Source organism: Actinomycetes bacterium (assembly GCA_036510875.1).
Taxonomy (GTDB): domain Bacteria; phylum Actinomycetota; class Actinomycetes; order Prado026; family Prado026; genus DATCDE01.
Map to the genome: position 1 here is coordinate 1 of DATCDE010000236.1, position 23379 is coordinate 23379.

The following is a 23379-nucleotide window of genomic DNA, read 5'->3' on the forward strand; positions in this document are numbered from 1 at the left end:
GACCTCACCCAGCCCCCACGCCCACACCTCGACGTCCGCCCCCCCGACATCATCAGCCACCCGGCCCAAGATCCGGGAAACGATCAGCAACTCAAGCCGACACGCCGACTAAGATCAAAGTAAATGCGGCTGTAGTACTAGCCGAGCCGTACCCGCTCGCCGGGACGGGGGACCACCGCCACCCAGCCCAGCTCCTCCTGCAGCCGGGCGGCCAGCGCCTCCGAGGCACCCTCCTCGCCGTGGACCAGATAGCAGACCCAAGGCACCCTCGGCGACGACGTGGCCCAGCGCACCAGCTCGTCGGCGTCCGCGTGGACCGAGAACTCCGAGCAGTCCACGATGTCGGCGCGGACCGGGACGTACCGGCCATGCATCTTCAGCTGGGAGGCGCCCTCGAGCAGGTCACGCCCGCGGGTGCCAACCGCTTGATAGCCGGCGAGCACCACAGTGTTGCGCGGGTCCGGCAGCAGGCCGGCCAGGTGGTGAACCACCCGGCCGCCGGTGCCCATCCCGGACGCCGACACGATGATGCACGGGTGCTGCGGATCGTTCAGCCGCTTGGACTCCTCGACAGTTCGGGCCTCGCGTAGGTCACCCGGGTCAAACAGGTCGCCGGCACGATCGAGGCCCGACCGGATGCCGGGGTTCCCGTTGCGGACCGCCGCCCGGTAGATCTCCAGCGCCGCCAGAGCCATCGGGCTGTCGACGAACACGGGGACTCGGGGAATGGCCCCGGACTCCATCAGCCGCTTCAGCTCCATGAGCACCACCTCGGTGCGGTCCACCGCGAACGCGGGGATGAGGACCACGCCGCCGCACCGCACGGTGCGCCGGATCGCGTCCGGCAGGGCGGACGTCCGAGGCGCGTGCACACGGTCGCCGTACGTGGACTCCAGCACGAGCACGTCAGCGCCGGCAGAGAGCGCCGGGGGCCGAAGCAGTGGGTGCGAAGGCCGGCCGAGGTCGCCGGAGAAGACGGCGGTGCGCCCGTCGGCGCGCAGCTCCACGATGGCCCCTCCGAGGATGTGCCCAGACGGCCGCAGCACCACCGACACGCCGCTCGCGACCTCGACCTCCGCCTCGTACTCGACGGTGCGCAGCGTCGCGATCGCGCGTTCGGCGTCCTGGGAGTCGTAGAGCGGCAGCGGACGGCTGTGCTTCGAGAAGCCCTTCTCGGCGGCGAAGCGCGCGTCCTCCTCCTGCAGCCGGGCGCTGTCCCGCAGCACGACGGAGGTGAGCTGGCCGGTCGACTCGGTCACGAAAGTGGGACCTGCGAACCCGTCCCGGACCAGCCGTGGCAGGTAGCCGCAGTGGTCCAGGTGGGCGTGGGTCAGAACGACGGCGTCGATCGACGCGGGCTCGACGGGGAACGGCTCCCAGTTACGCCGTCGCAGCTCCCGCAGCCCCTGGTACAGCCCGCAGTCGACGAGCACTCGGGCCGAGCTCGTCTCGACGAGGAACCGGCTGCCGGTCACCGTTCCGGTGGCCCCGAGGAACGTCAATGTCGTTGAGATGCCCACGTTTCCAGGCAACCGCCGGGGAGCCGGTACGGCCCAGTGCCGGAGGTCCCCCTAGAGTCGAGGCATGGCCAACGGTGGACACCTGGTGTGGATCGACTGCGAGATGACCGGCCTCGACCTCGAGCGGGACGCTCTGATCGAGATCGCTGTCGTCGTCACCGACGCCGACCTCACAGTTCTCGGCGAGGGTGTCGACGTCGTGATCCGTCCGCCGGACGGCGCGGTGGAGCAGATGGTCGACATCGTCCGCACCATGCACACGACCTCCGGGCTGCTGGACGAGCTGCCCGACGGGGCGACGCTCGAGGAGGCCGAGGCGGAGGTGCTGGCGTACGTGCGCCAGTTCGTGCCGGAGCCCGGGAAGGCGCCGCTGGCCGGCAGCTCGGTGTACACCGACCGCGGGTTCATCACCCGCGACCTGCCCGCGCTGGACGCTCACCTGCACTACCGGCTGGTCGACGTGTCCTCGGTCAAGGAGCTGGCGCGACGTTGGTACCCGCGCGCCTACTACAACTCCCCGGAGAAGCACGGCGGGCACCGCGCGCTCGCCGACATCCTGGAGAGCATCGACGAGCTGCGCTACTACCGGGAGGCGATCTTCGTGCCGCACCCCGGACCGGACACGACAACGTCCCGGGCGATCGCCGCGCGTTACGGCCAGCCCCCGGCCACCCAGCCGGGCGTGGTGCAGACGTGACCGGGGGCTGAGGACGGGTCGTCCTTCCGGGTACACTTCTGCGGCTGCCCCAGGCAGCCATGGTGGGTGTAGCTCAGTTGGTAGAGCACCTGGTTGTGGTCCAGGTGGTCGCGGGTTCGAGTCCCGTCACTCACCCCAATGCCGCGCTAGCCTCGAATGCACGAGCCTCTGACACAGGTGAGAGCTGGTGCTGCCGATGCCAATCCCCGAGCCGGACGACCGCGACGACCTGACCGTGTCCGAGTCGACTGCTGCGGTCGACCGCGGTTCGCCACTGAGCCTGTGGGTCGACCTTCGAGCCGGCACGCGAGACCCGCTGGTGTGGATCCTCGGCCTCGCGGCGTTCTTCGACGGGATCTCGGACAACTGGATCCACGCCGTCCTGCTCGGTTCGGTCGCCGCTGCCGTCGGGCGGGATGCCGCCCGCCAGTCTCGCGGGATCGCCCCTCCGGCTGCGATCCCCCTGCTGGGGCCGCCCTCACCACCGTCTCGCGGACGCTGGCTCGCGCTCGGGGCCATGGCGAGCCTGGCTGCGTACGCGGTCGCGGCCGGCACGTTCACCCGGTACTCATGGCCAGCCACCATGACCATCCTGCTGCCCGCATCAGCCGCTCTCATCGTCGGCTGGCAAGGACCTCTGCGGCCGGCGCGGCTCCTAAGCCCACCCGACCCGGTGGGTGTCCGCGCCTGGACTGCGGTGTTCGTCGCGGCCGGGCTCTGGGAGCTGTCCGCCCTGCTGCAGCAGCCCACCCTGCGGGTCAGCTCCGAGGCGCACCCCACCATCAGCTTCCTCATGGACCCGGTGCTCGCCACACATCTGGGCCGCTCGGTGGCCCTCGCCGGCTGGCTGGGGATGGGCTGGTGGCTGCTCAACCGCGCGCCGGCCGACCCGGGCAGAGGCACCTCATGACCTGGCACGACGCGACCATGGCCGGCTACCTGCTCCTGGTCGGCGTCGCAGTCGGTCTGCAGGTGGTCGCCGCGCGGGGCGGCTCACGGGTCCCGTCACTGGGCCAAGTGGTGGCCCACATCATGCGCAGCCGAGCGGGGCGCATCGGAGTGCTGACCGGCTGGGCGTGGGTGGGGCTGCACTTCTTCGCCCGTTGACGCGCGAGTCTGCTCCGTCAGCCCTGCTGCGTCGCCAGGGGGGTCGTCGTCACTTCCTGCTTGAGCGCGGACGCCGCGACGTACTGCGACCAGGAGATGTTCCAGTCGGCCATGCCAGGGTCACCGGACCGGACGAGGTCGGTGGCCGGCCGGCTGGAGTTCTTGACGATGACGACGTCCCCGTAGCGGGACTGGTCGAAGAAGATCTGCCCGTGGGCGGCACTGAGGTTGACGCACCCGTGCGAGACGTTGGCGAAGCCCTGGTTGCCGACCGACCATGGCGCCGAGTGCACGAAGGTGCCGCTCCAGGTCAGCCGGACATCGAAGTCGACCGTGAGGTCGTAGTAGTTCGGGTTGTTCTTGTCGCAGGTGATCTGCGCGCTGCACGAGGTCATGCGCAGAGACCGGTCCTTGGACAGCACCACGTAGGTGCCGTTGCGGGTGGCGAACTCGGGACGACCGAGGCTGGTCGGCCAGACGGCGATGGCCTTGCCGTTCACCGTGGGGGTGAGGGTGTGCTTGGCGGCGTCCACGTAGGCGATGTGGGAGTCGCCGACCGTGAAGCCGAGCTCGTAGGTTCGAGCACCCCACAGGTCGGGGCCTGCCTGGACGCCGTTGAGCCCCAGTCGGACGGCCACCTTGGTGCCCGTCGGCCAGTACTGCTCGGGACGGAAGTGCACCTCACGGTCGTTGACCCAGTGCCAGGAACCGACCACGGGAGTCGTGCTGCTCATCAGGAAGGAGCTCTCCACCGCGGCACGATCGGTCACCTTCTGGTCGAACCGGATGACGATGGGGGCACCGACGCCGACGACATCGCCCTCATTGGGGTACATGGTCAACCGCAGCCGCTGGTCGGTCGGGATGGTCGCGACGGTGAAGCTCGACGTCGTGGGCTGGGTCTTCCCCTGCGTGCTCCGCAGGGTGGCGACAACGTCGTAGGTCTCCCCCGGGACGGGCGGCATCGAACTGACCCACGCGGTGCCGCCGGTATCGACCGCGCCGGGCAGCGTGGTGCCGGTGCCGTGCTGGCTGACCTGCATGGCTGCGAGCGATCCGGAGTCCACGGTGACCTTGAGCGGGGTCTGGAAGGAGACCGGGGACGGGATGACGAGCGAGGGAGCAGGCGTCGCCGACTGGTTGGCACCACCGCCGCCCGCCGTCGCAGCGCCGTTGCCCGCCTGGCAGGCGGCCAGCAACGTCACCGCCAACGCTGCTGACAGGGCCACACCCGGTCGCCGCGCACCGCGGACTACCCACATGCCGATCCACCTCCCTGCCCCCGGATGCGACGGGGTCAGCCGTCGCGGTGCGTGGCTGCTCGTCCCGTCGGACGAACCGGTCGGCACCTTGAATCCGCATGCACGGCGGCGTGCGGGCCTCAAGAGTAGGTTGAGGTGGTCCTCTAGGCCACCAAGTGGCGCCGGACATTTCCGACAAAGTCGGTTGCTCTTGGCGCCGCGATGGGCTCAAGGTGCCCACATGGGCTGCCGAATGACACCAGTGTGATTCAGTTCCGACACCACGTCATGGAGTGGCTGGCTGACGGCGTACCGATCACCTTGCTGTGCGATCTCCTCGACCCGGCCGGGCCGACCTCACGGGAGATCTACACCGCCGAGGCGATCGCCGACGACGTCCGACGAGAGGCTGCCGACGCGCGGACCGACGAAGTCGGGGGGGGTTTCCCGGCCGCCGCCGGAGGCTGATAATCTTCGACCGCTCGATGCGCCGCTAGCTCAACTGGCAGAGCAGCGGACTCTTAATCCGCGGGTTCGGGGTTCGAGTCCCTGGCGGCGCACCCGTCTGACCTGCAGCGATGCCTCTTCGGGGGCATCGCTGCCGGCGTTTTGGATCTTGTATGGGTGCAAAATAGGTGCAGAGTTTTCGATACCGGTCGTACGAGAGCCGGCGATCAGAGCGGCCGCGGATTCCGCGGCCGCTCTGGCGTGCTCGGGCAGCACGGACGTGTAGGTGTCCGCGGTGATCACGATGCTGGAGTGTCCGAGCATCTCCGAGACGGTCTTCAGGTCGGCCCCGGCGGCCAGGGCGAGGGTGGCGGCGCCGTGGCGCACGTCGTGCAGCCGGATCGGCGGCAGGTCGGCCGCGGCGGTGAGCTCGGCGAAGTGCCGGGTCACCGGTGTCCCGGATCGCGTCGCGCGGATCAGCCAGCCCGGTGCGCTCCCCCGCCCCCTGAAGAGGTGCCCGGATGCGTGTCGTCCTCGCCACACTCGTCGCCGCGCCCGTGGTCGTGCTCGGCGTCCTGGCCGGGGCGGTCACCGCCGTCACCGCCGCCACGCCACCACCGCCGAACCGCCCGCCGGACGCGGGCGTCGCCGTCGCGGACATCCCGCCCGACCTGGTCGGGGTGTACGCCTCAGCCGCGGCGACCTGCCCCGGGCTGGACTGGACCGTCCTCGCCGCCATCGGCAAGATCGAAAGCAACCACGGCCGCTCCACCCTCCCCGGCGTGCACAGCGGGCAGAACAACGCCGGGGCCGGCGGACCCATGCAGTTCCTCGCCGCCACCTGGGCCGCGTACGGCGTCGCCGACCGGTACAACCCCATCGACGCCATCTACGGTGCCGCCCACTACCTGTGCGCCAACGGCGCCGGCGACCCCCGCCGGCTACGCGGTGCGATCTTCCGCTACAACCACGCCGACTGGTACGTCACCCAGGTACTCGACCAGGCCGCCGCCTACCGCGCCGCGGCCACTCCCCCCTTCCCAGGCGGCGTGGCACACCCGGCCAGCCCCTCACCCTGACCCCGCAGCATTGGGGCCCCTGCCCGCGAGGTTCGCACGACCAGTGGCGACAGGCACTGATCCGTGCCTTCGCCCAGCCGTCGTCACAGGGTGCGGGTGCCGGCGATCACGCCGAGACTGATCCTGTCGGTGTCGATCCGCGCGACCAGGCCGAAACGGCTGTGCGCGCTCTCGCCGAACGGTGCCCGAACGGACGAGGTCGGCGCCGCCGGGCTGGCCAGCGCCGGGTCGTCCTGGTGGCCGCCAACCTCGAAGCAGTCGCTGACCCGCCAGTCCTCGTCGAGCACGTGGACGTGTGAGTCCGTGGCGACCCAGCAGCGTCCACCGCCCCCGGCCCGCACGTCGCGGACGCCGTCCAACTCGAGCACCCGGCGCACTGCCCGGGCGTCGAACGCGTTGATCCCCCGGTCGTCCCACGTCACCAACCGATTCCCCGACAGCCGCCGGGCCCCGTGCACGTCACCCAACTGCTGACCGATCAAGCGGGGTGCCGCGGCGTTGGACAACTCGTACGCGTTCACGCCTCCGCTGAAGGCGACGAGCAACATCCGCTGACCCCGCTCAGAGACCAGGGCCAGCGCGATCGGGCGCCGCCCGATCAGTAGCTGCGCCTGCTCAACCACCAGGATCTGCTTGATCATCATCTGGATGGCGAACGGCTCACCGCTGTCGGTGGCGGCACCGGATCGCAGGCGGTGGATCGACAGTTCCGCCCCCGCCCCAGCCGGGGCGCGCGGCGTGGACGCACCAGCCGTCGCCTCGCCGGTCGCAGCGGAGACCAGCCCCACCGCAGCGGCGCCCGCACCGAGCATCAGGGGCGGGGTCACGGCCGAGAGCCGGGCCACGCCCGCAGCGTCCACCACCGCCGCGTCGAGCTGCTCGCCGCCGAGACCGGTCAAGGCGACCGTGTCGCCGCGGACGGCACCGGCGATCGCGACCTCCCACACGTGCGACACCCGCTCGGGGTCGATCCCCTCACTCGGCGGGTCGACCAGCCACTTGGGGTTGAAGCGGTGGAACAGCCGGTACCACGGGTCGAGCAGGGTGTAGCAGTGGTCCAGCCGCCACGCGAGCACGGCCTTGTCGAAGGCGGCGACGTCATCCGGCGACGGTGCCGGAGCTGGGTGCAGGGTCAGGACCCGCGCTCCGCCGGTCGTCTGGACCAGCAGCTCGCACGGGCCGTTCAGCGGTGTCCCGACCGGCACGTCAACATGGACCGTGATCACCATCGGGCAGTAGGAGTAGGTCACCGCGATCAGCGGCTGGTAGTCCGCGGCGTTGTCGCCGATCGCCACCGCAGAGCAGAAGAGGATCGGGAGGTCCCCGGTCCCGCTGAGGACGACGGAGGCCGACATCGTCAGCTCCCCGTCGATGCCCGAGCAGGTCGGCGCCGGGAACTGCCAAACGAAGTCGTTCACTGCACAGTTCAGCGTGGCCTGCGACGCGGTCCGAATGGGATCCTCGCCGGCGATGACGAGCGCGCCCGGCAGCACCACTCCGGCCGGCGTCCCGTAGAGCTCCGACGGTATGCGGTCCTCGATGGATGGCGGTCCGCACGGCGGTGTCGGCGTCGCACCGCTGGGGAACGGCACGAGACAGTGCAGGTGGCTGTCGTCGTCCTTGGTGCAGGTCCCCTGGAGCGAGCTGGTCGGGATCTGGGTGGACTGGGTGCTCGCCGCGACGACGGCGGCGATGAACACGCCCAACGGCCCGGCGAGCCAACCCCCGACGTACTCCCCCACGTCGATGTCCTTGTCGGCCAGCATCACCGCGCCCACGAACGGCCAGAACAAGGCGCTGGTGATCTCACAGCAGAACAGCTGGAGGCCGTTGGAGCTGTGGTCGACGTGGATGTCATAGCGGATCTGTCCGCTGTCGATCGAGAACGTGATCGTGATCGTCACGTCGACGTTCACGTCGATCTTGCTCCAGAAGCAGGTGCAGGCGTCGATGGCGTTGCCGTTGAACGTGACAACCAGGCTCGGTGGCTCACCCGGCTGCCACGCCACGTCGACCTCGCTGACCAGGGAGAACGAGGCGCTGTTGGCTTTCAGACCGTCGGTGAAGAGCTTCTTCATGGACGACTCGAGGCCGTCGACGCTGACCCACACCGCCCATTCATGGCTCTTGGTGAAGTCGGGGTCGGGGCCCTCGGTGAAGAAGCCTTCCCACGAGACGAGGTTGCCCGAGGCCGCCACGTCGCTGAGCTCCAGCCGGAACTCCACCAGGCTGCCGTCGCCACTGACGGCTGCGCCGGCAACCACCGGTGAGCCGGTGACGCCCAGTGCGCTCACGAGCGAGACCAGGTCGAGCGCCTCGGTCTGCGGGGGCAGGTGATTGCGCAGCACCGGGTCGAGCGCGGCGATGCGCGGGTCGGAGACCAGCGAAGACACCGATTGGTAGGAGAGCGTGAGGGCGGTGCCGCTGCCGGACACGTCGAACGTCAGGTCGAACGTGACGGTCAGCGGTAGCGCCAGCGTGGGCGTCGGCTGGTCGCCGTTGGCCTCCAGGTCGGAGACCGTGACGAGGTGCACGGTGACGGCCTGGCTGTACGCCACGGCGTGGGTCGGGACGAGGTGCGTGGTCGGGATGCCGTTCACCGGGATCTGCGCGACGAAGGCGCTGCCCGACCCGAAGCTGGTTATCGGATCGATGTCGATGTGGTCGACGACATACCCATCGAACTGGTCGGTCACGCAGAGGTCCACGCGCTTGAGTCCTTCGCCGAAGAGCGCGCCGAGGGTGCGGGCGGAGAACTGGACGCCGATGAACATCTTCTCCCCATTTCACCAAGGGGATCCGGCCTGCCGGCCGATGGACCAGTCGCTGAGAGTCTGAGCCTGCATCCGGCCAGCGGTCAACAGGCTCGGCGCCGACGCACCCGGGCACGACAGTCAGGGAGCGCTACGGGATCGTGACGGCAGCGCCCCCTCGGCTGTCAGCTGCTGGATCAGCTGCTGGGTCTCCTCGGTCAGGTCGTCGTCGACGTCGACCTCGAGGGTGGTGGTGAGGTCCTCGACCAGGGTGCGGATGGCGCCGCGGTTGCCGAGGTGTTGCTCGGCGAGGAGCAGGTCGCGCCAGGGACGTTCGTCGTAGCGGTCGATGAGCTGCGCCTGGCGGGCGGCGTGGCGTGCGCCCTTCGGGTCGCCCGCGGCGAGCCGCTGGGTCGCCAGCCGGTGCGCGGTGTCAACCACGGCGGCGGCGATGTCCTGCTCGAGGTAGGTCTCGGGCAGCCACCCGTACCGGCGCGGGGGGACGTGGGCGAACGGCTGCCCGCGGACCAGGCTCAGCGCGGTGGCCAGGTCACGGTGGCCCTCACCGTTGGCGGCCAGACCGCGCGCGGTCAGGTCGGTGAACAGGTCCCAGTCGACGAGCACCCTGCTACCCAGGCTCACCGTGCCGTCCGAGCCGCGCCGCAGGTGCGGGTCGCCCTCGGCGTCGGCGCCCAGCCAGTTGCGGGCCCGGCTGATGGCCTCGTTGCGGGTGGACAGCCGCACCGCCTTGTTCGGCCAGACGACGTCATCGAGCGCGGCGGCACTGACCGTCCGCCCGGGGCGGGTGGCCAGGTAGACGATCAGCTCGGTGACGACCGCGACCCGCTCCGGGTCGATCTCACCGGGCGCGTGGACCTGCACGGGGCCCATGACGGCGACCTTGGGCACGGTGGTGTCGGTGGGGTCGAGGAACGCGGCGACCGCCGCGTCGAGCTCGTCGGCGGGCGGCGGATCCTCCGTGGCGGGTTCCCCGGCGGGCTCGGGTAACAACCCGGTTGGCCCGGCCGGCTCGGGCGGTTCGGTGATGACCAGCCGGGGGCCGGTTGTGACCGTCGGGCCGGGCGTAGCCGGGATCGGCGGCTCGTCGCTCGCGGGGGGCGGTGGGGTTCGTGCGGCGGCGGTGCGCGACGCCTCCGCCCAGGCGGCGCCGGCCCCGTGGGCCGGAGGGCGCGGTGTGAAGGGGCGGGGGTGGCCGAGTCGGTGCAGGTCGTCGACGAGGTGCAGCATCGCGATGTCGGTCAGGTCGGGGCGGGTGGCGTGCCGCAGCCCGGCGATCCGCTCGGCCGGGCCGAGGAGCTGGCTGCCGGCCCGGGCCAGCGAGTGGGCAAGGTCGCGGTAGGCGGCCACTGTGGTCACGGCCTGCGCCCGGGTGTCGAACGGCGTGACGGTGACGGTGCCGACCCCGGCGGCGAGCTGCTCGGCGGTGTCCCGGGCCAGCTCCCCGAACACGGTCCGGATCTCCCGGGTGCTCGGGGTGGTCACGGCAGCTGCCCGGTGGTGCCGACGTGCGCGGTGCCCAGCAGGTGACCACCCGGGACACCGCGAGCAGCTCCGCGGTGTCCAGCGGCCGCTCGGGGTCACGCAGCAGCCCGGTCGCCACGTCCAGGGCGACCCGGAGCAGCCCGGCCAGCCCGGCCCGGCCCTCGTCCAGGTCCCCGTCGGGGATCGGCACCAGGTCCAAGCCCACACCGTTCGCGGCCAGCTCAGGGCAGGCCCACTCGAGCTCCTCGACCGCCTCCGCCAGATCCAACGCCACCGTCGACAGTGGCTGTTCGTCGACCAGCGGGCCGGCCAGCGACAGCAGCAGCGCGGCGGTCTGCGCGGCGAACAGCACCGCCCACAACGCGTCCAACCCGACGCCCAGGCGGTCCACGACCCGTCCCGCCGTGACTTCCCACGATTCCACCGTCACCGCGCATCTCCCGATCCGGTTGCCGTTCCCGTCCTGTTCGACGGTGCCGTCGTCCCGTATGACCGGCCACCGTCGACGCCGGATCTGTGGACACCGGGATGGCCGCCCACCGAAGAAGTGCCCGTCCCGCCCGGGCCAGACCGACAAGATCACCACCCAGGTCGCATTACTGACCCGAGAATGACCTCAACCACGGCGCGACAGCATCCGGGCGTAGCCCGGATGAGCCACCCCGGAAGGGTTTCCGCGGTTCTTGTGTCAGGCGGCGGGGTCGAGGACGACGGTGTGACCGAGTCGTTCGAGCTGGGCGACCAGGCGTCGTGCGTGCGCCTCGTCGTTGCGCTTCGTGAGCCAGTCGGGGCCGAGGTCCTGGTAGGGCTCGTCGCGTTCGAGCATCCAGTAGGCCGACACGAGCATGGAGTGCGCGACCGCGACCGCGGCGCGGCCCTGTCCTCGCCGGGACGCGATCCGCTTGAACTGGGACGCGAGGTAGGTGTTCTTGGTCCGGGACGCGGAGTTGGCGGCCTCGACCAGCATCGAGCAGAGCCACTTGTTGCCGCGCCGGGATCCCGCGGGGGTGCGCTTGCCGGCCGACTCGTGCACCGCGGGCGCGACCCCGACCCACGCGGACAGCTGCTCGGGCGACCCGAATCGGGTCATGTCCCCACCGGTCTCGGCGATGAACACCTGCGCGGTCACGACCCCGACGCCGGGGATGGTCTGCAGCAGCTCGAGCTGACGGGCGTAGGGCATCATCCGGACCGCGAGCTCGGCGTCGATCTGACGCAACGCGGCCTCGGTGTGCTCCAGCCGGGTCAGCAGCGCACCGACCAGCACCGCGTGGTGCTCGTCGAACCGGCCGATCAACGCCTCGGTCAAGTCGGGGATCTTCCGCCGCAGGGTGCTGTGCGCCAGATCGGCCATCACCGCCGGGTCACGCTCGCCGGCCACCAGGGCCGCGAGCATCTCCCGCGAGGAGGTCCCGGTGATGTTCGACGCCACCGCCGACAGCTTGATCGAGGCGTCCTCGAGCAGCTTCTCCAAACGTCCCGCGTCCCGGGTCCGGTCACCCATCAGCTGGGACCGGTAGCGGGTCAGGTTCCGCAGCTGCCGGATCTGCGGAGGGGGCACGAACGACGGGCTGACCAGACCGTGCTCCAGCAGCTGCGCGATCCACTCCGCGTCCTTCACATCGGTCTTGCGACCCGGGACCGCCTTCATGTGAGCGGCGTTGAGCAGCCAGCACTCCATCCGCTCCTCCAAGCAGTAGAACACCGGCTTCCAGTACGTCGCGGTCGACTCCATCGCCGCCAGCGTCACCCCGCACTCCTCGAGCCAGTCCGCCATCACCACCAGCGACCGCGTCATCGTCCGAAACGTCCGCGTCTCCGAGTTCCGCTTACGACCCGTACCCGGCGTCCGCACGCACACCGTCACCGTCGCCTTGCCCACATCGATGCCCGCGACCCGGTCGAACAGCACATCCATCCCGACCACCTCCGTTTCAGCGTTGAACCACACGCCACTCGGAGGGACCTCTGCGATGGACACAGACCCACGTGCTCACGGCAACAATCCGACACGCCCGAGATCCCCGCACCGGACTCGTCTACGGGCTCACAGGCACCAGAGTAAAAGCGGCGTCGCCGAGCGGCCCCACCATTCTCATCCCAACAACCAAGCGATCAAGATCGCGACCGTGACTCGTCTGGCACCCGAGGGTGGAACCACCCGGCCCGCTGCCGTTTCGGCGGGCACTTCTAGGGCATGCACTCCCCCACGCACCGCCGGGGCCGGCGGTGATGTCGATGCGCCGGCTGTCCGCCGGCGCCGGCTACACCTACCTGCTGCGGCCTACCGCCAGCGGCGACGTGGCCCGCGACGCCTCCACGCCGTTGACGGCGTACTACGCCGGGTCCGGCTACCCGCCCGGCCGGTGGGTCGGCGCGGGACTGGGCGGGCTGGGCAGTGACGCGGCCGGGCGGATCCTCGCCGGGTCGGTGGTGACCGAGGAGCAGATGGCCGCGCTCTTCGGCGCCGGCCGGGACCCGGTGCACCGCGAACCCCTCGGCCGGGCCTACCCCGTCTTCCGTCCGCTGGCGGAGCGGGTCGCCGCGAAGACCTCCGCCCTCCCCGACGACCTACCCCCGGAGCGGCGGGCCGCGATGGTCACCCAGATCCAGGAGACGGAGGCGGCGCGGTCGGGGCCGAAGGCGGTCGCCGGGCTCGACTTCACGTTCACCGTGCCGAAGTCCGCCAGCGTGCTGTGGGCCCTCGCGGACCCCGCGACGCAGCGGGCCGTCGCCGACGCGCACCGCGCCGCGGGCGACGACACCCTGGCGTATGTGCAGGCGACCGTGCTCCGGACCCGCACCGGATCGGCCGGGGTCGCGCAGGTGACCACGCGGGGGATGCTGGCGGCGGCGTTCGACCACTGGGACACCCGCACCGGCGACCCGAACCTGCACACCCACGTCGTGATCGCGAACAAGGTGCAAGGACCGGACGGGAAGTGGCGGTCGGTGGACTCCCGGGCGCTGCACCACGCCGCCGTCGCCGTCAGTGAGCTGTATGACGACCTGCTCGCCGACCAGCTCGCCCGCCGGCTGCCGGTCCGGTGGGGGTGGCGGTCGCGCGGGGAGCGCCGCACCCCGCGTTCGAGATCCAGGGGTTGGACGACCGGCTGCTGTCCGCGTTCTCCACCCGGGCGGGCGCCATCGACACGGCGCTGCGCACCGCCGTGGCCGACTTCACCACCCGCCATGCCCGGCCGCCCAGCCGGGTCGAGGTGGTGAAGCTGCGCCAGCAGGCCACCCTCGCCTCCCGCCCGGCCAAGACGGCGCACCCGCTGCGGGAGCTGCTGGCCCGCTGGGCCGACCGGGCCCGCCGGCTTACCGGCCGCGACCCTGCCGCCATAACCGAGCAGGCCGTCCGGAACCGGCCCGGCACGGCGCTGCGGCACGACCAGGTCAGCCCCGCCACCGTCGACCGGCTGGGCGCCCTGGTCGTGCACGGGCTGCTGGAGCGGCGCTCGACGTGGACGGTGTGGAACGTCCGGGCGGAGGCCGCCCGGGTCACCCGCGGCCTGCGGATGGCCAGCGCCGGGGACCGGGTCGCGCTACTGGACCGGGTCACCGCCGCTGCCCTGGCCCGCAGCGCGTCCCTGGAGCCGGTGGATCCGGTGCCGGTGGTGGAGGGGTTCACCCGCCCGGACGGCACGAGTGTGTTCGCCCGCCCGGACGAGCACCGCTTCACCGATCCGTGGCTGCTGGCCGCCGAGACCCGCCTCCTCGACGCGCACGCGACGCTCGACGCACCGACCGTGCCCGAGCACATCGCCCACCGCCTCGCGACCACCCCGCAGCCCCCCGCCCGGCGCGGCGACCGCCCAGTGCGCCTCGCCGAGGATCAGGTGCACGCCGTCCTCGAGACCTGCACCTCCGGGCGGGCCGTCGACGTGCTCGTCGGCCCGGCCGGCACCGGCAAGACCACCACCCTGGTCGCGATCCGGGCCGCCTGGGAGACCGTCCACGGCCGCGGCTCCGTGGTCGGCCTCGCCCCCTCTGCGACAGCCGCCGCCGAACTCGCCACCGCGCTGTCCATCCCGTGTGAGAACACCGCCAAATGGCTGCACGAAGCCGACGGGCCCTGCGCCGCGCACCGCGCCGCCGTCACCACCGGCCTGCGCGCCGCCCTCCCCCAAGCCGCCGCAGCCAACGACTACCCGCGGGTCCGGCAGCTGCGCACCGCGATCGCCGTCCTGGACCGGGACCAGGCCGGCTACCGGTTCCAACCCAACCAGCTGGTCATCGTCGACGAGGCGTCCCTGGCGGCCACCCTCGACCTGGACCGGCTCCGCGGCCACGCCCAGTCCGCCGGGGCGAAGCTGCTGCTCGTCGGCGACCACCACCAGCTGTCCGCGATCGGCGCCGGCGGCGCGTTCGGGCTCCTGGCCGAGACCGGTCAACCGGCACGGCTGTGGTCGCTGTGGCGGTTCACCCACCGCTGGGAAGCCCACGCCACCCGACGGCTCCGCACCGGCGACCCCACGGTCCTCGACGAGTACGCCACCCACGGCCGGATCACCGACGGTCCCGCCGAGACGATCCTCGAAGCCGCGTACTCGGCTTGGCAGGCCGACACCGACACCGGCCAGTCCGCCCTGCTCATCGCCGCGGACACCCCCACCGTGACCGCGCTCAACCAGCGCGCCCACGAGGACCGTGTCGCGCTCGGCCACGTGGTCGGTCCCAACATCCCGCTCGGTGACGAGACCACCGGCGGGGTCCGCGGCCACGCCGGGGTCGGGGACCGGGTCCTCACCCGACAGAACCACCGCGGCCTACACCTCCCGGACGGGGGGCCCGTCCGCAACGGAGCCCTGTGGACCGTCACCACCATGCACCCCGACGGATCCCTGACCGTCACCCCCACCCGCCACGGCGTATCCGCCCAGCCGCAGGAGCCGGGCTCCGTGACGCTGCCCGCCGCCTACGTGCGCGAGCACGTCGACCCCGGGTACGCCACCACCGCGCACCGCGCCCAAGGCGTCACCGTCGACACCGCGCACATCCTCACCACCCCCGGCATGGCCCGCCAAGCGCACTACGTCGCGATGACCCGAGACCGGCACGCCAACCACCTGTACGTGCCCACCGACCCGGTCGACCCGGACTGCGACGGCATCCCCGACCCCAGGCCCGGCGCGACCGCCCGGCAGGTGCTCACCGCGATCCTGGCCACCAGCCGCCGCGAGCTGTCCGCCACCGAGACCACCGCCCACGCCGCCGCCCACGACCGACACACCTGGCAGCAGCTCGCACACGCGATCGGCCTGACCCCCGAGCAGACCCAGCACGTGCTCGACTCCCCCGCCGCCGGACCGCTCCTGACCGCCATCCGACACGGACAAGCCGCCGGCCATCCCATGGAACGGGTCCTGGCCCAGCTGATCCGTAGCCGGCCCCTCCACGAGGACGAGGCCACTGGGGACCAGGCCGTGGACCTCGCCGCCGTCCTGCACCACCGCGTCAGCGCCTGGCTGGACGACTCCCCCGTCACCCCGGCCGACCGCGCTACCCGCGTGGATGCCTCCGAACGGCTCGCCCTCCACGACCCGAACCTCGCGCTCGGTGACGACCACGGCCCACTCCCACAGGCCCTGCGGGCAGTGGACGCCCTCATCCGCCACCGCGTCGACACCCTCATCGACCAGGCCCGGGCCGTGGCCGCACGTCCGGGCTGGCTGCCTCCCGAGCCGACCCGGCCGGACAGCGCGGACGGCCGGGACGCCGTCGCCGTGCTGGCCGCCTCACGCGACCTCACCGGCGCCGCCGCCCGCCACCTGACCATCGACCAGTCCGACCACGACAGGAGCATCCGATGAACAGCCCCGATGACGAGTTCCTCCCACGTACCCGGCTGATCCAAGAAGCCCAGCCCCCGGTGCCCACCTGTTGGCCCGCCCTGACGGACAAGGAGGCAGCCGACGCGCTCGCCACCCTCGAGGACGGGATCGACTGGTTGGTCGACCGCTACCACCTCGACCGCCGCACCGTCCCCGGCTGCTGGCAACGCCACGGGGCGCTGATCGAAGAGCTGTCCGCCCTGCACACCGCCTGGATCACCGCCTACGCCGCCACCAACCCCGGCGACCGACCCCTGACCTGGCACCACGAGTTCGACCTCGCCCGCCACCGACTCGCCGACTGGGTCGCCCGAACCGGCTGCCGCCCCGGCGAACACCGCCGGTAGGACACGACCCAACGGCAGCCCTGCAGGCGCCCCGTACGCCGTCGACCGCGTCGATCGCTACCTCGACCTGCTGAGCGACCCTGTTCGCCCGCCCTCCGAATCGGCTGCCCCCGGCCCGAGCTGCCCGGAGGTCTCACGCGATGGCCGTCGGCCACCCACCACGCGCAGCCGCACCCGACAGCCCGGTCGGCGCGACCGAACGAAGGAGCCTGCCTATCGCCGGGACTCTCGCCAACCCGGTTGGCGAGAGTCCTGGCGATACCCCCGGCTGGGACTGCCCCCACACCGAACGAAGACCGACCCTCTCTACCGCAGCGACGCGCTGACCGGGACCCGTACAGCACTCTGCAGGACTCAACTCGGCGGTGCATAGGGACGGTTCTGTTCGCTCGCTGTCCCCGCTACCGAGTGAACTGGCCGACAGATTCCCGGTCGCGCTGACGAGGTCGTCAAAATCCCATGAGAGCGCTCATGGTGGTCCGCGACTGGGCAAGGCGGCGCGTCATTCCGCCCGTCTCTGACGCTGCCTCGAAGCGACGTCGCTCAGGCAGACGTGGTTGCGTTCTGTCCCCGGTGCGGTAGGTGGGCAGCGATCTCCTCGGCGAGTATGCGGTACTCCGGATGACCGGACAACGATGTCAGGCACCGCTGGACCAGGGTGTCCGCAGTCTCCAGTTCGCCGCGCTCGCGTGCGAGGCGGGCCTGAAGGAACGTGAGTTCTGGCCCGGCCAGTGCCGGATGCGCGACAAGCCGGTCGAGGAGCTCCTCATGGTCCGACCCGGCGAGACGTTCCACCAGGAGGGCGTTCCACTCGCTCAGGTCCTCGGCCCGTTGCTGTCGACTCCGACGGCCGCGCCGCTGGTCACGGCCGCCTCCGGCAACTCGGTCCAAGGCATCCAGGTAGTGGCGGGCAACCTCGGTCCACAGGTCGGGCACTACGAGGAGTTGGGAGAGCACGCTGGCAAGGGAGGTCTCGTGTGCGCTCACCCAGCCGTCGCCCCGGCGAGTCCAGCCGTAGCGAGACTCCCACCTCATCAGTTGCGCGGCCGCGGACTCGGTGAAGTTGACCGCGCTATGCACCTCCCGCATCCGCGACCACAGCATCGCGACCGCATCCGAGACCACGAACCGGGCGGCCTCGAGTGGATCCTCGGAGCGGAAGTAGTCACGCTCCGTTGTCTCACACGCCAGATCGATCATCGCGGTGACGGCAGTAGCAGCTGTCTCGACGTCGTCGCCTCGCAGCGCGTCCTGAGCTTCCCCACTCAGTCGGCGGAACGTGTGCCGCCACCGTGACCGCTCCTGCCGCGACACCCGGCGATCACCGGCAAGGTAGGAACCCGACCGCGCCAGTGTGGCGAACTGCGTGACCTCCTCCAAGACGAGCTTCGGGTCAGGCGGTGACTTCACGGCCCGATCGCGCACTTCTTCGCTCTGTGGGTCGATGATGGCCTCGATGCGCTCTCGCAGCGGCGCCGCGCCCCGCCAATAGAGGGTCCACAGCGCCTTCTTCAGATCCGCCTGGTCCATCTCGGCCAGCTTGGCGAAGAACTGGTCGCGGTTCAGCCGCCCCGGTGCCATGTCAGCACGCTACCCACTCGCCCGTCGCGCTCCCGTGCCCGCTCCTGGAGCCAGGGAGACCTCAGCCGGCGTCGAGAACACCAATTCGCGAACCTTGATGGTGTCGGCACCGGCGAGGCGTGATGGACTAACGGGAGTCGATCGCCAGGTGCCGGCGGGGAAGGGCCGAGAATGGACCATGTGAACGTGCCCCACGTGGTCCAGCCCTACGCCGATCAGGTAGCGGCGGTAACCGACGCCGTCTGCCGGGAGCACTTGGATGTGGAGTACGCCGACCTGTGTCGCGCAGTCGTCGGCAAGCTCGGCCGGAAGCGACCCTCGCCGCTGACTCGCGGCGACCTGAGGATCTGGGCCGCGGGGGTCGTCTATGCCGTCGGCCAGCTCAACTTCCTGTTCGACCCCGCCCAAACACCGCACGCGACCGCCGACCAGCTCAGCGAGTGGCTGGGCGTGAAGAAGACCACGATGGCGAACAAAGCCCGGTTGATCCGCGACACCCTGAAGCTGAGCCACTTCGACGCCCAGTTCATGCGCCGTGACCTTCTTGAGGCCAGCCCATTGACCTGGCTACTGGAGGTCGACGGGATTGTGGTCGACATCCGCCGGGCGCCCCTGCACCTTCAGGTCCAGGCGTTCGAGCTCGGGCTGATTCCCTACGTCCCGGGGTCCGCCGATGACAGACCATGAAGAAGTGCAGCGCCTCGTCGCGGTGATCACCGTGGACGCCGACACCCTCGCCGAGCAGGTAACGGCCTTCTACGAGACGTTCACCGAAGAGGTCCCGCTCCCCACCACCGCCACCGTGGTCGGCGCAACCATTCACGTCGTGGGTATTGACATCGCTGAGCATGGCGAGGAACTCATCGCACGCTGCCACCGTGCGGATGTCGTGCAGGACCTGCGACTTTCGGAGCTGGTGTTCGCTCCCGACGCCGCAGCTGGATGGATTCACGCGGCCTACCGCCGCTGCCTTGGCTTGGTGCCGCACCCGGCCGCCGTACCAGGAGGATGGAGGCCGTCCTGGTTGTGAGCGGCGGATCGCCTATCCCGGCCGACGCGGCCGCGTCATATCGACGCCTGCGGACTCAGGGCGTCAACCTGAGTCTGAGCGTCACGGGGTCCGCTGCCGGGGTCACCGGGCTCTCTGTTCGCGTGGGAGAACGGCTACGGGTGTGCCGAGCAGATCCCCAACACTCTGACGTCCGCACCGTACGAACACGAGTTCGCTGGGGCCTTCGAGCGCGTCGCGGACACCCGGCGGGTGCGGGTTGGACCACCCAGTGGCAGGTGATGGCTGGCGGGCGGCTCGGCTGGTTCACTGGGTGGGTGAGCGAGCTGCAACCTGTACCCACGGACCCTTCCGCGCTCAAGGACTGGGTCGCGAACCTGAGCAAGGACGAGCTCATGGCGCTGACACAGCAGGTGGCTAGCGGCGCGTTGACCGGCCACCTCGGGCGGCTCGGGGAGCTTGGCCAACGCAACCGCGAGATCGACCTCGCGCCACCCCCGGAGGAGCCGAGCCTGCTCACGCTGACCATCGAGCTGCGAGGCTCCAAGCCCAGGACCTGGCGGCGTCTGTCGCTACCGGGCGATCTCACGCTGGACGTGGTGCACAGGCTGTTCCAGGCCGCGATGGGCTGGTCCGATTCGCATCTGCACCGCTTCCAGCCCGGCGCCGGGCAGAGCTACCACCAGCCGTATTTCGTCACGGAGTTCGATGAGGACGAAGGAGACGAGGGCACTCGCGAGGACTGCGTCCGGCTGGATCAGGTTCTCCGCAGGCCGGGGGATCGGTTGACTTACCTGTACGACTTCGGTGACGGCTGGGAGCACCGGGTCACCCTGGAGTCGCTTGCCCCCCTAACGTCCGGCAACCGTGAGCCGGTGTGCCTAGGTGGCGCGAGAGGCTGCCCGCCCGAGGATGTCGGCGGGATCCACGCACACCACGCGGTCGCTGCGTGGCTTCGTGCGGGGGCCCCCGCCGATGAGGTGCCCGAACCGTTCGAGGACGCGGACCACGCTTACGAGTGGCTCCCGGTCGGCTACGACCCCGACGCGTTCGACACCGCCGAGGCGACCACGGCGATGCGGATGTGGGTCCGTGGCGAGCACCTGCCCTGGCACGGCGTTCCCGAGCCGCTGGCCGATCTCGTGCAGCGTCTGCGCGGCGAGGGGTGGTTGGTCGCGAACGCTTGGCTGACGGCCTTGAATCCGCGGCTGGCCGTCGACCTGCACGAGGAGGACGTGCGCCGTGCCGCGCGGCCGTGGCGGGCAGTGCTGGATGCCGTCGGAGCGGGGACGAGGCTGACGGCCGCCGGCTACCTGTCACCGGTCGTGGTCGAGCAGATCGCGCGGGGCGCCGGGGTGACGGACTGGTGGATCGGCAAAGCCAACCGGGAGGACCTCACCTGGCCGGTCGCCGCACTTCGTGAGAACGCGCAAGAAGTCGGGCTGCTGCGCAAGGCCAAGGGCACGTTGGCTCCGACCGCTCGTGCCCGCGCCGTCGCAGACCGTCCCCGCGAGCTGGTCGCCTCGGTGCTCGAGCGACTGCCGCTCGGCAAGGGCTTCGAGGCCCAGGCAGGATGGTTCCTGCTGCTCGGCCTGGCGGCCGGAGAATCCGGCGGGACCCTCGACACCGGCATGGCCCAGATGCTGACCGACCTCGGCTGGCGCACCCACAGCAGCTCCGGTCTCAGCGCCTCGGATGCGCGCCGCGGCGCACGCTCGACGCTGGACGCATTGGAGTCAATGGCAGGCGGACACCGGGCCATCGACACCGCGCTCGTCACCCGATTGGCCCGAGCCACCCTGCTGGGCGTCATCAACACCCCGTGAAACCGCCGATCCTTGGCCCCCGCCCGCCAGGCGCCGAGAGAGGCGCGCCGATCCCGCCGGGAATCGCGCTGGGCGAACCTGCCCCTTTCCGCCGCGACTGACGCCGACGGCAGCGACGCCGACCTTCATGGGAACCTGGCCAGGCTGAACGCCCGCTCATGCCGCTCAGCGGACGACGCAGCCGGCGGCCGACTCGACATCGAAGATGTCGAGTAGTGCCAGCGATGACGTGACGGGTCCGGCGTGGGCCGCGGGGCTATGTGCTCGGGGCTGGCCGCCCGCTCGGGGCGCCCTTTGTTTGCCCGACCCCCGGACCAAGGTGAAGCACGTTGCTCCCTCCGTGAATGCCATAACAACCCACCTCCTTGTTATGGGATACGCTCCATCTCATAACAAGGAGGTGGGTTGTTTGGTCGAGCCAGGTGAGAGCCCAAGTCGCTGGCCCGTGGTCACCTACGAGACGCTCCCGTGGGAGGCACACTACGACGTCGGTACCGCGTCGCGGCGCGAGATCCGTCGCCACACTGGTCCCTATCAGGCGGCGGTGGTGCCGCGCATCGCGGAGGTTGAACTGCGCCTTCCTCCGGACGTGCAGGCTGCGGCGGCCGAGGCGGCCAGCGAGATAGCCCGGTTCGACCAGCAGATGGGCGCGGACATCGCCCCGTTTCACGCGGTGCTACTGCGTTCCGAGTCGGCGGCAAGCTCACAGATCGAGAACCTCACCGCGTCGGCGCGGGCGATCGCGGAGGCGGAACTCGCAGACGGCCACGGTCGTAGCAACGCCGCGTTGGTGGTGGCCAACACCCGCGCGATGACAGCCGCGATCGAGCTGGCTGATCGGCTCGACGGCCAAGCCATCCTGCAGATGCACGACGCTCTCATGCGCCCGAGCGCTCCCGACATCGCCGGCCGGTGGCGCCAGCAGCCGGTATGGATAGGTGGGGGGCATCTCGGGCCCCATCACGCGATGTTCGTCCCACCCCAGTTCAGTCGGGTCCCCGACGCGATCGAGGACCTCGTGCGCTTCATGGAACGCGACGACATCGCCGCTCTGGCCCAGGCCGCGGTTGCGCACGCACAGTTTGAGACGATCCACCCCTTCCCTGATGGCAACGGGCGCACCGGTCGTGCGCTCGTTCACGCCCTGCTGCGCGGCAAGGATGTGACCCGCAGCATCACCGTGCCGGTCTCCGCCGGCCTGCTGACCGACGTCGAGGCGTACTTCGCCGCGCTGAACGCCTACCGGGACGGTCACCCTGAGCGAATCGTGACGATGCTTGCCGATGCCGCCTTCGCGGCGATCAGCAACGGGCGCCAGCTGGTTGATGAGCTGCACGCGATCCGCGCCGACTGGGACGCGCGCATCAAGGCTCGACGCGGTGCGCACGCCTGGAGGATCGCCGATTTGCTCCTCGGGCAACCCGTTGTCGACGCTGAGCTAGTCGCTCGCGAGCTGGGTGTGGCCAAGCCGAACGTCTACAAGCCGCTTGAGACCCTGGTCGCCGCCGACATTCTCACCGAGACCAGCAATAGGCGACGGGGCCGCACCTGGCGGTCGAGGGAAGTGCTTGCCGCGGTCGACGCGTTCGCCGCACGAGTGGGGCGCCGCGGAGCAGCCACTCGCTGACGATCTCCGACGCGAACATCCCTCCAGCGAACCCACTCTGCTCAACCAACATTGGAGAAGGCGCCGATCACGACGATGACGAAGAACACGAAGAAGACGACGACCACGAGGACCTCGAGTCCGCCATTTCCGGCGCAGCGGAGTCAGTGGGTCCATCGTCTGGGTTGAACGCTGGTGCGGCGGCGCCATCTGGCTGCCCGACGACGGCTCGCTCACCCTCCCCGACTTCGGCTCGTAGGTTGCTGTGATGTCCGGCAGACGCCCCCGCCGTCAGCCGAGCGGTAGTGCCGCTCGGTCGTGGCTGCTCGCGGGTTGCCCGCTTGATCGTGGGGGTGACTCGAGTCAAAGAACTCGCCGGACTCCGGCACCTTCGTGATGAGGAGCCAGGCGGCGCCATGTCCGCTGTCCAGGAGGTGGTCGGGTAGTTCTCGTCCTCGCTGAGGGAGGGGTTGCTGCTGATGAACAGCAGTGGTGCTGTGTCGAGGAACCCGGACCACGGTTCCGGTCGTTGAAACATGTCGGGTCGGGTTTCACGTTGGACGCCGACGATGGCGGAACACGGATGGTCGTCCTTCCCTGCGCGGCAGACCTGTGCCTCGGGACAGTTGGCGATCTCCTGGAGTAATTGGCGTGCAGACTCGTGGCTCATGGTGTCCTCGTCGGTCTAGCCTCGATACTTCATGTAGAGGTCCGCGACACGGGGTCTGAAAGTACGGAAGTGCCTGTCCTGTAAGGGAAACTTGGGCTTGCGAAGGTCCAAGGAAACCACACAGAAGAGGCACTCCGTAGGTGAAGAGTAACCGGT

17 protein-coding genes, 2 tRNA genes and 2 pseudogenes are annotated in these 23379 nt (G+C 70.5%); 14 read left to right on the forward strand and 7 right to left on the reverse strand.

The window, feature by feature from the left end; translation table 11 throughout:
• Positions 1–137 precede the first annotated feature (137 nt).
• A complete protein-coding gene (locus VIM19_13655) occupies positions 138–1520 on the reverse strand; it encodes an MBL fold metallo-hydrolase (GenBank protein HEY5185916.1) in 1383 nt (460 codons plus the stop codon).
• A gap of 64 nt (positions 1521–1584) precedes the next feature.
• Between VIM19_13655 and orn the strand changes: the two genes are divergently transcribed.
• The 4 genes from orn (at position 1585) to VIM19_13675 (ending at position 3324) form a co-directional block, all read left to right on the forward strand.
• The gene (gene orn / locus VIM19_13660) at positions 1585–2217 is read left to right on the forward strand and encodes an oligoribonuclease (protein ID HEY5185917.1); all 633 of its coding nucleotides are present in this window, start codon (positions 1585–1587) and stop codon (positions 2215–2217) included.
• A gap of 62 nt (positions 2218–2279) precedes the next feature.
• Positions 2280–2355 (forward strand) — tRNA-His (locus VIM19_13665).
• 49 nt (positions 2356–2404) lie between these two features.
• The gene (locus VIM19_13670; GenBank protein ID HEY5185918.1) at positions 2405–3127 is read left to right on the forward strand and encodes a hypothetical protein; all 723 of its coding nucleotides are present in this window, start codon (positions 2405–2407) and stop codon (positions 3125–3127) included.
• Entirely contained in the window at positions 3124–3324 is a 201-nt protein-coding gene (locus tag VIM19_13675) for a DUF6186 family protein (protein HEY5185919.1), read from the forward strand. The genes VIM19_13670 and VIM19_13675 overlap by 4 nt, the downstream gene beginning before the upstream one ends.
• 17 nt (positions 3325–3341) lie before the next feature.
• On the opposite strand, the gene VIM19_13680 is transcribed toward VIM19_13675, so the two are convergent.
• Positions 3342–4529: an Ig-like domain-containing protein gene (locus tag VIM19_13680; protein ID HEY5185920.1), complete on the reverse strand. Its 1188-nt coding sequence runs from the start codon at positions 4527–4529 to the stop codon at positions 3342–3344.
• A gap of 300 nt (positions 4530–4829) precedes the next feature.
• Here VIM19_13680 and VIM19_13685 point away from each other — a divergent pair, with 300 nt between their 5' ends.
• Both VIM19_13685 and VIM19_13690 read left to right on the forward strand, forming a co-directional pair.
• A complete protein-coding gene (locus tag VIM19_13685; protein ID HEY5185921.1) occupies positions 4830–5033 on the forward strand; it encodes a hypothetical protein in 204 nt (67 codons plus the stop codon).
• Between the two features lie 19 nt (positions 5034–5052).
• Positions 5053–5125: transfer RNA gene (locus VIM19_13690), tRNA-Lys, on the forward strand.
• Between the two features lie 112 nt (positions 5126–5237).
• Here VIM19_13690 and VIM19_13695 read toward each other — a convergent pair.
• Positions 5238–5462, reverse strand: a pseudogene (locus VIM19_13695) (tyrosine-type recombinase/integrase).
• 71 nt (positions 5463–5533) lie between these two features.
• Here VIM19_13695 and VIM19_13700 point away from each other — a divergent pair.
• A complete protein-coding gene (locus tag VIM19_13700; GenBank protein HEY5185922.1) occupies positions 5534–6091 on the forward strand; it encodes a lytic transglycosylase domain-containing protein in 558 nt (185 codons plus the stop codon).
• 83 nt (positions 6092–6174) lie between these two features.
• On the opposite strand, the gene VIM19_13705 is transcribed toward VIM19_13700, so the two are convergent.
• From VIM19_13705 to VIM19_13715, 3 genes are all read right to left on the reverse strand, one after another.
• On the reverse strand, positions 6175–8865 hold the full coding sequence (locus tag VIM19_13705) for a hypothetical protein (protein ID HEY5185923.1): 2691 nt from the start codon (positions 8863–8865) through the stop codon (positions 6175–6177).
• 120 nt (positions 8866–8985) lie between these two features.
• Positions 8986–10347: a bacterial transcriptional activator domain-containing protein gene (locus VIM19_13710; protein ID HEY5185924.1), complete on the reverse strand. Its 1362-nt coding sequence runs from the start codon at positions 10345–10347 to the stop codon at positions 8986–8988.
• A 688-nt stretch (positions 10348–11035) separates the two neighbouring features.
• The gene (locus tag VIM19_13715) at positions 11036–12265 is read right to left on the reverse strand and encodes an IS110 family transposase (GenBank protein ID HEY5185925.1); all 1230 of its coding nucleotides are present in this window, start codon (positions 12263–12265) and stop codon (positions 11036–11038) included.
• Positions 12266–12585: 320 nt separating this feature from the next.
• Here VIM19_13715 and mobF point away from each other — a divergent pair.
• From mobF to VIM19_13730, 3 genes and pseudogenes are all read left to right on the forward strand, one after another.
• A pseudogene (mobF, locus tag VIM19_13720) lies at positions 12586–13404 on the forward strand (MobF family relaxase).
• Positions 13405–13448: 44 nt separating this feature from the next.
• Positions 13449–16163, forward strand: a complete 2715-nt coding sequence (locus VIM19_13725) for an AAA family ATPase (protein ID HEY5185926.1) — start codon at positions 13449–13451, stop codon at positions 16161–16163.
• Positions 16160–16531, forward strand: a complete 372-nt coding sequence (locus VIM19_13730) for a hypothetical protein (protein HEY5185927.1) — start codon at positions 16160–16162, stop codon at positions 16529–16531. The genes VIM19_13725 and VIM19_13730 overlap by 4 nt, the downstream gene beginning before the upstream one ends.
• 543 nt (positions 16532–17074) lie before the next feature.
• Here VIM19_13730 and VIM19_13735 read toward each other — a convergent pair.
• Positions 17075–18112 (reverse strand): hypothetical protein, encoded by a 1038-nt coding sequence (locus tag VIM19_13735; GenBank protein ID HEY5185928.1) that lies wholly within the window; start codon positions 18110–18112, stop codon positions 17075–17077.
• A 186-nt stretch (positions 18113–18298) separates the two neighbouring features.
• On the opposite strand from VIM19_13735, the gene VIM19_13740 reads away from it, so the two are divergent.
• The 4 genes from VIM19_13740 to VIM19_13755 all read left to right on the forward strand — a co-directional run bounded on the left by VIM19_13740 (position 18299) and on the right by VIM19_13755 (position 22574).
• Entirely contained in the window at positions 18299–18799 is a 501-nt protein-coding gene (locus tag VIM19_13740) for a DUF6398 domain-containing protein (GenBank protein HEY5185929.1), read from the forward strand.
• Positions 18800–18803: 4 nt separating this feature from the next.
• Positions 18804–19142, forward strand: coding sequence for a hypothetical protein (locus tag VIM19_13745; protein HEY5185930.1), 339 nt, complete (start codon positions 18804–18806; stop codon positions 19140–19142).
• A 296-nt stretch (positions 19143–19438) separates the two neighbouring features.
• On the forward strand, positions 19439–20947 hold the full coding sequence (locus tag VIM19_13750; protein ID HEY5185931.1) for a plasmid pRiA4b ORF-3 family protein: 1509 nt from the start codon (positions 19439–19441) through the stop codon (positions 20945–20947).
• Between the two features lie 445 nt (positions 20948–21392).
• The gene (locus tag VIM19_13755; GenBank protein HEY5185932.1) at positions 21393–22574 is read left to right on the forward strand and encodes a Fic family protein; all 1182 of its coding nucleotides are present in this window, start codon (positions 21393–21395) and stop codon (positions 22572–22574) included.
• Positions 22575–23379 lie beyond the last annotated feature (805 nt).